Genomic DNA, 13,613 nt, shown 5'->3' with positions numbered 1-13,613 from the left:
CAGCGGACGAGGCTACGAGGAGCAACGCGACAACACAAACCCGCGACACCCCCCCCCCCCCCCCCCCCCCCCACGGCCGTTTTCCGTTTCCGGGTGGGCGGCGCCGGCCGGCCCCCGGAAACGGCTTCCGGATTCGTTTGTCAGTGGGTTGCACCACAATGGGTCGAGCGAGTCACGAGCAGCACGGAACGCAAAGGAACGGCAGGCAGCGATGGCGGTATGGGACGACGTGGTCGGCCAGGACCGGGTGACGGCGCAGCTGGCCGCCGCCGCGCGCGATGCGGACGCCATCGTCACGGCTGAGCACGCGGCGCCGCAGGACCGGCCCGGCGAGCAGCCGCAGCCGGCGGCCGACCGCGGCGGCACCTCCCAGATGACGCACGCCTGGCTGTTCACGGGCCCGCCCGGTTCCGGCCGCTCCACCGCCGCCCGCGCCTTCGCCGCCGCCCTGCAGTGCGTCAGCCCCGACCGCGCGCTCGGTGGCGCGCCGGGCTGCGGCTTCTGCGACGGCTGCCACACGACACTGGTGGGCACCCACGCCGACGTCGAGATCGTCCGTACGGACCTGCTGTCCATCGGCGTCAAGGAGACCCGCGACCTGGTCCGCCGGTCCTCGCTCTCCCCGGCCGGCGGCCGCTGGCAGGTGATCGTCCTGGAGGACGCCGACCGCCTCACCGAGGGCGCCGGCAACGTCCTCCTCAAGGCCGTGGAGGAGCCGGCCCCCCGTACGGTCTGGCTCCTGTGCGCCCCCTCCATCGATGACGTGCTCCCCACCATCCGCTCGCGCTGCCGCCACCTCAGCCTGCGCACGCCACCGGTCGGCGCGGTCGCCGACGTCCTCGTACGGCGCGACGGCATCGCCCCGGAGGCCGCCGACCGGGCCGCCCGCGCCACCCAGGGCCACATCGGCCGGGCCCGTCGCCTCGCCACCGACGAGCGCGCCCGCGCCCGCCGCGCGGCGGTGCTCAAGCTCCCCCTCCGCGTCGATGACATCGGCGGCTGCCTCAAGGCCGCCCAGGAGCTGATCGACGCCGCGGGGGAGGACGCCAAGCAGGTCGCCGAAGAGGTCGACACGAAGGAGACCGAGGAGCTGCGCGCGGCGCTCGGCGCCGCCGCCGGGACCGGCGGCCGACTGCCCCGTGGCACGGCCGGCGTCATGAAGGAGCTCCAGGACAAGCAGAAGCGCCGGGCGACCCGCACCCAGCGCGACAGCCTCGACCTGGCCCTGGTCGACCTCACCGGCTTCTACCGCGACGTCCTCGCCCTCCAGATGGGCGCCTCGGTCCCCCTCGCCAACGACGAGGTACGCGACAGCGTCCAGCGCATCGCCGGCACCTCGACCCCCGAACGCACCCTCCGCCGCATAGAAGCCGTGATCGCCTGCCGCGACGCCCTCGACCGCAACGTGGCCCCCCTCCTGGCGGTCGAGGCGATGACGGCGGCCCTCCGCGCCGGCTGACACCGGCCCTATCCACCCACCCACCCACGGACCACCAACAAAACCCCGAACCCACCCCCCCCGCAGCCACACCCCCACCCACACCCACACGCCAATCCCAACCTCACCACCCCCTTCCCGAAGCCGACCACACAAGGTCCCCACCCGAATACGCTCCGTCCAGATTCCGACCCCCGCCACCAACCCCGACTCACCACACCCACCCCACCCCACCCCCACCCCCCACCCCACCCCCAAGGACCGCACCGCATTCCACGCCCCACAGCGACACCCCCGCCCACACCCGCTCCCCGCACTCCAGGCTCCAGATCCAGGGGACCGAGACCAAGGGACCGCCCATGTCCACCAGCCGCCTGCTCCGCGCCTCCGCCGCCTTCCTCGGGGCCTCTGCCCTGCTGATCTCCGGCTGCTCCTCGGAACGTTCGTCCCCCGACGCCGACGCGTCCTCGGGCCGTACGACGGAGGCCGGCGCTCCGCGCCCCGCCGACAGCTCCCTCCAGCCGCTCCCGACCGCCATCCCGGCCAAACTCCGCCCGTACTACGACCAGAAGCTGGACTGGCACGCCTGCGGAGTCGCGGGCTTCGAGTGCGCGACGATGAAGGCGCCCCTGGATTACGCCAAGCCCGGCGCGGCCACGGACCTCAAGCTCGCGGTGGCCCGCAAGAAGGCCACCGGCCCCGGTAGCCGGCTCGGCTCCCTCATGGTCAATCCGGGCGGCCCCGGCGGTTCGGCGATCGACTACCTCCAGCAGTACGCGCCGCAGCCCGCGCCGGTCCGCGCGCGGTACGACATGGTGGCGATGGACCCGCGGGGCGTGGCCCGCAGCGAGCCGGTCGAGTGCCTGTCCGACAAGGAGATGGACCGCTACACCCAGACCGACCCGACCCCGGACTCCCCGGCCGAGGTCGACAAACTCACCGCCGCCTACCGCGGCTTCGCCAAGGGCTGCGAGTCCCGCTCCGGCAAGGTGCTCGCGCACGTCTCCACGATCGAGGCGGCCCGCGACATGGACGTGCTGCGCGCCGTCCTGGGCGACAAGAAGGTGACGTATGTGGGTGCCTCCTACGGCACCTTCCTCGGCGCGACCTACGCCGGCCTGTTCCCCACCCGCGCCGGCCGTATGGTCCTCGACGGAGCCATGAACCCGGACCTCGACGCCCGCAGGATCAACATCGACCAGACCACCGGCTTCAACACCGCCTTCACGGCGTTCGCCGCGGACTGCATCAAGAAGCAGGGCTGCCCGCTGGGCGACAAGAGCACCGAGGACGCCGGCCGGCAGCTCTCCGCCCTCTTCAAGAAGCTGGACGCCCATCCCGCGGAGACGGGCGAGGAGCGCAAGCTCACCGAGTCCCTCGCCACCACGGGCGTCATCGCCGCGATGTACGACCAGCGCGCCTGGCCGATGCTGCGCGACTACCTCGCCCAGGCCAAGGCCGGCAACGGCCGCGGGCTGCTGAGCCTCTCCGACAGCTACTACGAGCGCGAGCCCAACGGCAGCTACGCCAATCAGATGTACGCCAACCCCGCCGTCAACTGCCTCGACCTCGCGCCCGCCTTCACCACCCCCGACCAGGTACGCGCCGCCCTGCCCAGCTTCCGCAAGGCCTCCCCGGTCTTCGGCGACAACTTCGCCTGGGCCGCTCTGAACTGCGCGTACTGGCCGGTCAAGTCCGCCGGCAAGGCCCACCGCATCGAGGCCAAGGGCGCCAACCCGATCGTCGTCGTCGGCACCACCCGCGACCCGGCCACCCCCTACACCTGGGCCAAGGCCCTCGCCGGCCAGCTCTCCAGCGGCACCCTCCTGACCTACGAGGGCGACGGCCACACCGCCTACGGCCGCGGCAGCGACTGCATCGACGCCGCGATCAACACCTACCTCCTCGACGGCACCACCCCGGCCAAGAACAAGCACTGCAAGTGACCTGCCTCACATCCACCGCCGCCCTCCCCTGACCAGCCCGTAAACCGGTTACAGACCACCCCTCTGCGATGTGTAGACTGGGCCGCGCACCACGCCGCCTTAGCTCAGTTGGCCAGAGCAACGCACTCGTAATGCGTAGGTCTCGGGTTCGAATCCCGAAGGCGGCTCAGTAAAAAGGCCAGGTCACATAGCCCGTGACCTGGCCTTTTGCGTTGCTCGGGGCGTGACGCGTCACACGGCCGGGGTGCCGTGGGATTGCCTGCGTGAGCGATGCGTGAGCGGAGCGGTCCGGTGACCTACTTCTTGGGCTTCTTCCGCTTGGCGTTCTTCTTGCCCTCGGCCTGGGCTTTCTTGGCGCGCTTGGCCTTCTTCCGGGCCTTCTCCGCCTTGCGCGCGGCCTCTTCCGCCTCCGTCTTCCGCTGGAGCGGGACCAACTTGGCGGTGGCTTCGGCGGCGTCCTTGGCGACCTGCGGGAAGACGCTCTGGTAGATGTCCCGCGTGATCCGGGTGTCGCTGTGCCCGAGGGTGTCGGAGACGACCTTCACATCGACGCCAGCGGCGAGCATGAGCGTGGCCGCACCGTGGCGGAGGTCATGCAGCCGGATCGGCGGCAGTCCGGAGGCGGCGACGAGCCGTTCGAAGAGGTCGGTCACCTTGCCGGGGTGCAGCCACGAGCCGCCTTCCTGGGTGAAGAGCAGGCCGGTCTCCACCCAGGCGGAGCCCCACTTCTCGCGCTCGGTGTCCTGTCGCTCACGGTGCCGCTTCAGCACGCCGACCGTGTCGTCATCGAGCGCGACCACACGGAAGCCGCTGTCCGTCTTCGGCTCGGACGTCTCGACCTCCCAGCCGTCCTGGACGAGCTGCGAGGAGACGGTGAGGGAGTGGGTGTCGAGGTTCGTCTCCGACCACGGCTGCCCGCACGCCTCGCCCCGACGCAGGCCGCGGAAGGCGATCAGGTGCCACATCGCGTACAGCCGGTCCTCGGCGACGAAGTCGAGGAAGGCGCCAGTCTGTTCGGGCGTCCAGACCATCACGGGCGACGGCTTCTCGCTCGTCTGCTCCCACTTGGCGACCCGCTCGTCCGTCCAGACCAGAGCCTTCGGCTTACGTACGGGGTCGAGCTCGACGTGCGCCGCCGGGTTGAAGGTGAGGATCTGCTGGCTGATCGCGTCGTTCAGCGAGGCCCGCAGTGTCGCCTTGATGTGCAGGCGGGTGGCGGGCCCGGTGACGCGGCGAAAGGGCGGCATCGCGCCGATCGCGGCCTTCATCGCCTTGCGGCGGGCACGGTGATCCTGGCCTTTCCACGGCACGGCCGCCAACTCGTCAATCACAGATCGCCGTTGGGCGTTCTGCTCCAGGATCTCGGCGTTGGCATCGGAGATGGCGGTGAACATCTCGCTGAGGTGGCTCACGCGCAGCCGGTCGAGGCGAAGGTGGCCGATCCGCGGCTTGAGGTGGACGCGGATATCGGTCTCGTACCGGCTGACGCCCGACTTGCGTATGCGCTTGCCCGCGAGCCACTGGTCGAGCCATTCGCCGACGGTGATCCGGCCGATGAGGTCCTGGCCGGTCTTGAGCCGGCGCCTGGTCTCCTCGACCTCCGGCAAAGGAGCCCTCTCGCTGCTGACTTCCGCCAGCATGGCGGCAATCAGTTCCGTGCCTTCGGGGTCGTCCGACTCGGCCAGGCCCAAGAGGGAGCGGACGTGGTCGAGGTCGGCCTGGGCGGCCTTGCGACTGTCATAGCCGCCACGGGCGAAGGACCTGCGGCTGCCGTCCTCACGCGGCGGCAGCTCCTGGCGTATGGAGTAGGTGCAGTGGTTCCTGCTGTTGCGCTTGGGGCAGGAGGTGCCGAGTTCCTTGCCGGTCTTCGGGTCGCGGCAGGAGCAGCGGCGGTAGGTGGAGCCCTTCAAAGGTCGTTCTCCTCGGTGGTGAAGGTGTCGGCGTCGCGTTCGGGTGGGTCGACGTCGGCGAGTGAAGAGGGCAGCTGAGGTGGGGTGCCGCCACCTTCACGGATGGCGTTGCGGTGTCGGCATAGCTCGTACTTGGCCTGGGTGGCCTGGTCGATGTAGCGGGCCAGGGCGCGCTCGGCCGCTTCCCGTTGGACGCGGTTGGCGGCGGTCTTCACCTTCCAGCGTTCGTAGTCCTCGCTTTCCAAGGCGGCCTGGGCCGAGCGGAGTTCGAGGTCGTGGGCTTGGAAGTGGTCGAGCATGTAGTCGGTGGCGTCACCGGCAGGGGAGTTGCCGACGAACCACTGCAGGGCGTCCCAGGTCGGCCTTGGATCCTCGTAGGGCAGTTGTCGGACTTCGGTGGTGTAGCCGACGGGGTAGATCAGGCTGATGGGGGACACACGCAGGGCCTTGGCGAGGACCATGATCTCGACCAGAGGCAGGGCGGCGCGGCGGCCGGATTCCATGTTGGCGATCACGTTGCGGGGGATCGGGTAGCCGATCTCCTCGCACCGGTCGGCCAGGTCCTGTGCGCTCCACCGCAGTTCCTTCCGTCGTCTGCGGACCTCGCCGGCCACGGTGGCCATGACGTGGTCCTCCCATTCGAGGAATTCGTCCTCGTCTTCGTTCTCGTATCCATGGTCGGAATGGTGCTGTGTCATGGAGACACATTAGCTCTCGTCATGGTGGTTCTCACGCCTGGAGACGGACGTGGTTGTCGCGTTCGCCGAGGGCTCAGTCATGGACGGAGCGCGTATGCGTGAGAACGAGTCCGCCTGTCGAACGAAGGGCATGAGCCGTGAGGAGCTGATGGAGCTTCCTGCCGCTGTTGACCTGGAGACCGGCAATCGAGCGTTGGGGCTCGGTCGGAGTAAGGGGTACGAGCTGGCCAAGCGGGGCCAGTACCCGTGCAAGGTGCTGCGGCTGGGTAGCGCCTACCGAGTGGTGACCGCCGACCTGTTGGCCTTGCTGGGGCTGGCCGCGTGAGAGGACGCGTGCCTAGCAGACGCTTCTGCGCTGAGCTGACACAGAAATGCTGGACTGTGGACAGGCGTGGACGTACTGTCCGTGGTCCCTCGCGGTGCCCGAGTACCCGCGAGAAAGGGGAGAGCCTCCGGCGGTGCGACGCCGGAGGCCCAATGACTCCCCAGCAGTCCGATGCGAACCGACCCGGCGGCAAGGGCGTGCGAGCCCGCCACCGCCAGACGAGGAGCTGCCCTGTGCAACCCGAGAATCCCGAGTCCTATTCCGCCCCCGCCAAGGCAACCTGGCCCGTAGCCGCCATCCCTGGCCACCCTGGCGCCCACCTGCGCGCTGCGCAGGCTGACGACGCCGATCCAGAGCTGGTCGGCGATGCGGTCACCCGCAGTGCCGATGAGGCGGATGCGCCGGGCGGGCCGCAGGAGATACCCGATGCCGAGCCGACGTACGGCTCGGAGCTGCTAGACGAACTGCGTGCCCAGATTGCCCAGTTCGTGATCCCGCCCTCATCGGAGGCGCTGGACGCGATCACCTTGTGGGTGGTGGCGACGCATCTGCAGCCCGCGTGGCAGCACGCCCCGCGTCTGGCGGTGGTGGGGCCCGCGAAGCGGTGCGGCAAGTCGCGGCTTCTGGACGTGCTCACCGAGACGGTCCACGCGCCGATGCTGACCATCAACACCACGCCTGCGGCGGTCTTCCGGTCGATCACCGAGGAAGCGCCGCCCACGCTCCTGGTGGACGAGGCGGACACGATCTTCGGTACGCCGAAGATGGCGGAGAAGAACGAGGAGATGCGTGGCTTGCTCAACGCCGGTCACCAGCGCAACCGCTACGTCACGCGTGTCGTTGGCAACGACCACACCCCGCACCGGTTCGCCACCTTCGCCATGGCGGCGATCGCGGGGATCGGTGACCTGCCCGACACGATCATGGACCGGGCGGTGGTGATCCGCATGCGGCGCCGGGCCGAGGGCGAGAAGGTCAAGCCCTTCCGCTCCCGCCGAGACATCCCGGCCCTGCACAATCTGCGCGACCGCATCGCCGCGTTGGCCAAGCCGCTGCTGGACGAGGCGGCGGAGTTGGAGCCGGACATGCCGGTCGAGGACCGGGCGGCGGACACCTGGGAGCCCCTGGTCATCGTCGCCGACCTGGCCGGCGGGCGGTGGCCCCGTCTGGCGCGGGTCGCCTGCATGCGGATGGTCACCGCCGAAGTGGCAGCCGAGGAGGATCACCCCAGCGGGGCGCGGATCCTCGCCGACATCCGCCGGGTCTTCGTCGCTCAGCGCGAGGTGGACAGCCTGTCCACCGAGGAACTCCTCCACCAGCTGCGCCAGGACCCCGAAAGCCCGTGGGCCGAGTGGGGACGCAACGGGCTGACCGCCCGTGACCTGAGCAGGATGCTCCGTGAATTCGGCATCCATTCCGGCAACGTGCGCATGGCCGACCGGACCCAGCGCAAGGGCTACATGCGCAACAAGTTCCTCGACGCATGGCGGCGTTACTGCCCCACCATCCATCCCGTCGACGCCGACCCCGCCCCCGGCGAAGGCTGAGCGCCACGCCCCTGGTTGCCGTCCTTGCCGTCCCTGCCGTGATCTCGCAGGTCAAACGGCCTATGGCCAAGACGGCAACCGGGGCCAAGACGGCAACGCGATCATGACCGGCGCGCGATCCACCCAAGACGCTATCCAGATCCGTCTTGTGCCGTCCTGTACGTCCTTGCCGTATCACCGGAGGTCACGGCCCTGCCCACCGGGACGGAAGGCGCAACAGCGCCGTCCTGGCCGACAGGGTCACCACGAGACGGGGCTCAGGCGTGACGAACCGTCTGAGCCCCCTCGCGGCAGCGCTGAAGACGCCGACGGCACCCGCCAGGACGGAAGGCCGAGGCCGCTGCCGTACCGCCCTGACCTGCGCTTGCAACGGCCAAGACGGCAAAGACGCACCACACCGCTACCGCAGGAGTACCCCGCTTGACCACCCATGCCATCCCCCACTCATCGCACCATCAGCCACAGGGTGACCGGCCCGGCGAAGCGCAGCCAGCGATCGCCAAGCGCGCTGCCGAGCGGTACGCGCTCCTCGCGGCGGGAGCCGTCATCGTCGCCCTCACCGCCGGAGCGTTCTGGCTTTCGTACGCGCACTTGGCCGATGTCGCCGGCCAGCACGGGCTGGGAAGTTCACCGGTCCGCCGCTGGGCGTGGCCTGCGACCCTGGACGCGTTCATCGTCGCGGGTGAACTGCTCATGCTCCGCGCGGGCCTGCGCCGGGTCACCGACGGGTGGGCGATCGCGCTGACCGCCAGCGGAGCGGTCGGCTCCATCGCGCTGAACGTCGCGGGGGTCAGCGGCACGGGGAACGCCAGCGCCGTGCCGTTGCTCGACTACGTGGTCGCCGCGGTTCCCCCGACCGCCGCGCTGCTGGCCTTCGCCGTACTCATGCGGCAGATCCACCAGCTCGTCGACCGGCCCGCCAGGCGCCCGGACCCCGCTCTCGTCCAGGCACCGCAACCACCGGCCACCGAGTCCGCCCAGCCACCGGTCGTCACTTTCGCCGGCCCCTCCGAACCACTGGCCGTCCATTCCGCGCAGTCGCCGCAACCACCTTCCGAGGTTCCGGAGAGCAGGCCACGCGGTGGCCGCCCGCCCAAAGCCACGATCGAGGAGCTTGCGGAGATCGGCCGGATCGCCGCATTTGAACACGGCAGGCTCACCCGGGCCCTCCTCAAGAAGGCCGTGGCGGACAGGGACCTGACGATCAGCAGCGAGCGGCAGACCAAGGTGATGGAGATCCTCCGGCCGGAACTCGAAGCCGCTGGGATCACCGTTGCCGCCAGCGGCTGACCGCCCGCCCCGCTGGGTGACCGGAACCCCTTCCGGTCACCCAGCCAGCCGGTCACCACCCCACACGCCTCCCGCTTATCCCCACCTGTGGACGAGACGGCGATCGCCCGCGCTTCGACGGACCCTCCCCACCCGCCTGTCTTCTGCACCGCGCTTTCTGGAGAACCGCCCATGACGCACGACCCGCACCACCCCGAGGACGCTCCCGACGAGCCGCTGCCACTGACGAAGTCCCCTACGCTGATGGACCGTCTACGGCGCGCGTTCGGACGGAGTGCCCCGGGCGGAGCCAGTAGTACCCCGAGTCCGACTCAAGGCCGGATCTCGGGGACCTCCGCCCCGGGGGTGGCGGAGGAGGCCCAGCGCCAGGGGGCGCCAGGCCAGGAGGCCGGGGCCGAGGGCAGCCCCACCCTGGACAACCTCCACGCCGCGCAGCGCGAGATCCTCCGCCCTTCCCGTGTCACCGAAACCGCTGCCGGCGAGCCCACTGTGAAGAGCGCGCAGCCCACTATCCGCCGCTTCACCGGCACCAAACGCACCGTCCGCGTTGGACCCATGCTCTTCACCGATGACGAGGACGTCCGCCTCCAGGAGGCAGCCGCCGAGCACGGCTACAAGGGGAAGTCCGGCTTCGCCGCCGACGTCGTCCTCGCCTTCGTCACTGGCCGGTTCACCGCCAACCTGCCGCTGTCCGAGGACCGCCGCCGCACCCACATCTTCCGCGCTCAGGTCCTGCGTCAGCTCAACCGGATCGGCGTCAACGTCAACCAGATCGCCCGCGCCCTCAACAGCGACCGCACCCCACCCGACCTGCGCCACCGCCTCGACGAACTCCACCACCTGCTGGAACTGATAGCCGAGGCCCTGCGCCAACCCGCCACCCCGGAAGAAGAGGCCGCCGCATGATCGCCGCCATCAAGCGGCCAGGTTCCAAGACGCGCGGTCTGCTCGCCTACCTCTACGGGCCCGGCCGCGCCGATGAACACCTCGACCCGCACATCGTCGCCGGCTTCGCGATGCTCGGCATGCCCGACCCCGGCCGCGACGAGCACGCCACCCTCACCCAACTCGCCCGCCACCTCGACGAGCCCGTCCGGCTGCGCAACAGCGAGTTCGGCAAGAAGATCACCGACCACGTCTGGCACTGCCCCGTCCGCGCCGCCCCCGAAGACCGCTACCTCTCCGACGCCGAATGGGGCGAGATCGCCCAGCGCATCGTGGCCGTCGCCGGCATCGCACCCGAAGGCGACGACCTGGCCTGCCGCTGGATCGCCGTTCGCCACGCCGACGACCACATCCACATCCTCGCCACCACCGTCCGTGAAGACGGCCGCCGCCCCAAACTCCACGACAGCGGCATACGCGTCGGCGACGAATGCCGCGAGATCGAGAAGGACTACGGCCTGCGCCGACTGAAGAAGGGCGACCGCACCGGCACTCGTCGGCCCACCCAGGCCGAGATGCACAAGGCCGAACGCCTCGGCTGGGAACAGCCCGCCCAGGAGTGGCTCGAAGATCGTATCCGTGCCGCTATCCCGCACGTCACCGATGCTGAGGAACTGCTCACCTACCTCGAAGCCGATGGCGTCCTGGTCAAGTCCACGCGCGGACCGTCCGGTGACCTCCTCGGCTATGCCGTCGGCCGCCCCGGCGACGTCAAGAAGGGCGGCGAACAGATCTTCAAGGCCGGCGGGAAGGTGGCTCCCGACCTCTCCCTGCCCAAGCTGAAGGCCCGCCTGGCCACCAGCCAGCCCGAAGAGCACCCCACTGCCCTCCGCAACCGGCCCACCACCCCCTGGCAGCAGGCCACCGACGTCCTCGACACCCTCCACGCCCAACTCAGTGATGCCACCACAGGCGATGCAGCAGACGCATTGTCCCAGGCTCACATCACTGCCCTAGGTGAACTGATCGAGGCCACCGCGCAGAAGTCCCCCACGACCCTGCGTGGCGAACTACAGGCCGCGTCCAAGGCGTTCTTCCGTGCCCAGCGCTCCCAGATCCGGTCAGAAGACCGCGCCGCTGACGCGGTACGTCTCGCCGCCCGCGACATCATCAACACCGCCACCGGCCCGGACGGCAGCGCACTGGCCGCCCTGCTCTCGGCCATGGTCTGGGCAACCATCCTCGCCCAACGCTGGCACGAGGCGAAGCAACACGCGCACCAGGCAGACGCCGCCCGACAGACCCTCCAACATCTCCAGGCCGCCGCCGACCATGCCCTCGCCCTCACACTCACCGAACTGCAGCACCGCCAGCCCAAGGAAGAGGCCCGCCGCACCCTGGCCAACGACGTCCACGCGGCCGTCCCCGATCACGCCCAGCGGATCCTCGCCGACCCTGCCTGGCCCGCCCTCGCCGCGGCCCTTGCCGATGCCGAGGCCGGCGGCCACAAGCCCCACCAGCTCCTCAAGGAAGCCGCCGCCCAACGCGAACTGGACACCGCCCGCCAGCCCGCCCGCGTCCTGATCACCCGCATCCAGCACACGAGCCGCAACCCCGTACCCAACCGCCGCGCCGAAGCCGCCCGCAGCCGTACCACCATGGCAACAGACATCACTTCCCGGCAGGTTCAAGCCCCGCAGCCCGTAGCAGGCACGACCCCCACCAGCCCGCAACACCGGCAGCGTCGGTAGATCCCGACACCCTCGTGGGGCCGGTCGTCGGCAGTACGAACGGCCCCAGAAGGGCTCTGCCCAGAGCTGGACCGGGGTCACACCCCAGCGGGTCGCCAGTGCTCCGGAGGCGAGGACGTCGATTCCGGTGGGGACGCACTGCCTGCATCGTGGCTGGAATGTGTCCTCACCAGGTCGGTTGTCAGTGCCGTATGCCATCGTCACTACGTGTGAGGCGGAAGTCCTGGCAGCGGCTCGCGATGGCTTACGAGAGCAGGCCCAAGGGGGAGGCAAGGCATGGCTGGCGACGGCTTTGACATAGATACCGACCAACTCAAGTCCGCCGCTCCGACGTTCCACCGGGAGTCTGTCGCGCTGGAACGGGCGACGGCCAAACTCCGACACGCGCTCGACGGGCTGGGGGAGCCCTGGGGTGGCGACGAGCAGGGCAAGAAGTTCGAGCACGCCTATGCCCCGAACCGGGCGAAGATCGAGAAGGCCGCCGCAGCCCTGGCCAAGGGGCTGTCCAGCATCACCAAGGCCATGAACGACATGGCGGCCAACCACGATGAAGCGGACCGCTCGGCCAAGTCCGGCTTTGAGGGCGGTAAGTGATGGGCGCTGCCGACAAGGCCAAAGAGATCGTTCAAGATTTAACCGGGATGTGGTGGCCGGAGGGCGACGAGGACGAACTCCGGGAAGCCGCCCGCGCCTGGCGTACATACGCCGACGATGTCGAGGACTGCACGGCCGCCTGCCACAAGACGGCCCAGGACGTCATCGACACCAACAAGGGCCAGTCGATCGAGAAGTTCGGCGAGTTCTGGCGCAAGTACCACGGCGGTGGCAAGGGCTACCTCGACGATGTGGCCTCCGCAGCACGGGACATGGCCAAGGCCCTGGACAAGTACGCCGACCAGGTCGCCGAGGCGAAGAAGAAGATCGAGCACGAACTGGAGATCGCCGGCGCGGTCCTGGTCGCCGGCACGGCACTGGCGATCTTCACCGGCGGAATCACCGAGGTCGCGGCAGTCGGCGCGACCGAGGCGATCGTCGCCGCGGCGAGCTCGGCAGGCATCGCGGTTTCCGCCACCGTCGCCGAGATCGCCGGAACGGTCCTGGCCACCGCCGCCATCGGCGGTATCGAAGCCATCACCGTGGACGTGGTGGTCGCCCAGGGCGGACGCAACCTCCTGGGCGACCAGAAGGGCATCAACTTGGCCGAGGCCACTGAGGCCGGCTTGATGGGTGGGGCTCTTGGAGGTGTCCTCGGAGGAGCGGCACGTGGGGTGAGAGCCTTCAAGGAAGCTCGCCTTCCCGACGTGCCAGTGTCAGACCTCCGTCTGGCTTCCGGTGATGAATGGCTGACAGGTGCTCGGCGACGTCCGCGTGATCTGCTCGACGATCCCGCGCAGACCAAGTGGGCGGACGATGCCTACGCCAACTTCATGCAAGAGTCCCGCGATATTGGAGCCATCAGCAAGAACACCCGAGAGGTGGTGCGGGCAGATGGGTCCACCGGGTTCTCCGAAGAGGAAATTTCCACCATCAAGAAACATGTCTTCGATACAGAGCATCCGATCCAGGACTACGAGACCGGCAAGGTCGTCACGCGGAAATTCGACTCTGACCCGGAAATCGCGGATGCCTGGATCCGCCTGCGGTCTGGGAACGCTCTGCCCGAAGACCACGTTCTGCTAGAGCACGAGCTGACAGAGCTCAAGTACCTTCGCGAGCACCCCGGGGCCACCTACCAGGAGGCCCACCGGGTAGCCAATGAATCGTACAATTGGCAGAGCAAGGTTCCGTTGAACAAGCGCGAAGACTTTGAAGGCGAGTGGTAA

General features: G+C 69.4%; 11 protein-coding genes and 1 tRNA gene. 10 read left to right on the top strand and 2 right to left on the bottom strand.

Annotated features, from left to right (window positions below):
• Window positions 1-211: 211 nt before the first annotated feature.
• The 3 genes from AC0680_RS06315 (at window position 212) to AC0680_RS06305 (ending at window position 3,551) form a co-directional block, all read left to right on the top strand.
• Window positions 212-1,459: a DNA polymerase III subunit delta' gene (locus tag AC0680_RS06315; protein WP_478625423.1), complete on the top strand. Its 1,248-nt coding sequence runs from the start codon at window positions 212-214 to the stop codon at window positions 1,457-1,459.
• 338 nt (window positions 1,460-1,797) lie between these two features.
• Window positions 1,798-3,384, top strand: coding sequence for an alpha/beta hydrolase (locus tag AC0680_RS06310; protein WP_478625421.1), 1,587 nt, complete (start codon window positions 1,798-1,800; stop codon window positions 3,382-3,384).
• Between the two features lie 93 nt (window positions 3,385-3,477).
• Window positions 3,478-3,551 (top strand) — tRNA-Thr (locus AC0680_RS06305).
• A gap of 129 nt (window positions 3,552-3,680) precedes the next feature.
• Here the strand turns inward: AC0680_RS06305 and AC0680_RS06300 are convergent.
• Together AC0680_RS06300 and AC0680_RS06295 are read right to left on the bottom strand one after the other, a co-directional pair.
• Entirely contained in the window at window positions 3,681-5,294 is a 1,614-nt protein-coding gene (locus tag AC0680_RS06300) for a tyrosine-type recombinase/integrase (RefSeq protein ID WP_478625419.1), read from the bottom strand.
• Window positions 5,291-5,992 carry a helix-turn-helix domain-containing protein gene (locus AC0680_RS06295; RefSeq protein WP_478625417.1) on the bottom strand — a complete coding sequence of 234 codons (702 nt, stop codon included), beginning with the start codon at window positions 5,990-5,992 and terminating at the stop codon, window positions 5,291-5,293. Before AC0680_RS06295 ends, AC0680_RS06300 begins: the two co-directional genes overlap by 4 nt.
• Before the next feature lie 94 nt (window positions 5,993-6,086).
• On the opposite strand from AC0680_RS06295, the gene AC0680_RS06290 reads away from it, so the two are divergent.
• From AC0680_RS06290 to AC0680_RS06260, 7 genes are all read left to right on the top strand, one after another.
• On the top strand, window positions 6,087-6,317 hold the full coding sequence (locus tag AC0680_RS06290) for a hypothetical protein (RefSeq protein ID WP_478625415.1): 231 nt from the start codon (window positions 6,087-6,089) through the stop codon (window positions 6,315-6,317).
• A gap of 233 nt (window positions 6,318-6,550) precedes the next feature.
• Window positions 6,551-7,864, top strand: coding sequence for a DUF3631 domain-containing protein (locus tag AC0680_RS06285; RefSeq protein ID WP_478625726.1), 1,314 nt, complete (start codon window positions 6,551-6,553; stop codon window positions 7,862-7,864).
• 420 nt (window positions 7,865-8,284) lie between these two features.
• Window positions 8,285-9,154, top strand: coding sequence for a DUF2637 domain-containing protein (locus AC0680_RS06280; protein ID WP_478625412.1), 870 nt, complete (start codon window positions 8,285-8,287; stop codon window positions 9,152-9,154).
• A 171-nt stretch (window positions 9,155-9,325) separates the two neighbouring features.
• Window positions 9,326-10,060 (top strand): MobC family plasmid mobilization relaxosome protein, encoded by a 735-nt coding sequence (locus AC0680_RS06275; RefSeq protein WP_478625411.1) that lies wholly within the window; start codon window positions 9,326-9,328, stop codon window positions 10,058-10,060.
• A complete protein-coding gene (locus AC0680_RS06270; protein ID WP_478625409.1) occupies window positions 10,057-11,790 on the top strand; it encodes a relaxase/mobilization nuclease domain-containing protein in 1,734 nt (577 codons plus the stop codon). The genes AC0680_RS06275 and AC0680_RS06270 overlap by 4 nt, the downstream gene beginning before the upstream one ends.
• A gap of 276 nt (window positions 11,791-12,066) precedes the next feature.
• Window positions 12,067-12,384: a WXG100 family type VII secretion target gene (locus AC0680_RS06265; protein ID WP_478625408.1), complete on the top strand. Its 318-nt coding sequence runs from the start codon at window positions 12,067-12,069 to the stop codon at window positions 12,382-12,384.
• On the top strand, window positions 12,384-13,613 hold the full coding sequence (locus AC0680_RS06260; RefSeq protein WP_478625406.1) for a WXG100 family type VII secretion target: 1,230 nt from the start codon (window positions 12,384-12,386) through the stop codon (window positions 13,611-13,613). Before AC0680_RS06265 ends, AC0680_RS06260 begins: the two co-directional genes overlap by 1 nt.

Source organism: Streptomyces sp. NPDC043738 (assembly GCF_056436545.1).
Note: the sequence above shows the minus strand (reverse complement) of the source record. Positions and strands in the feature narration are given on the sequence as shown.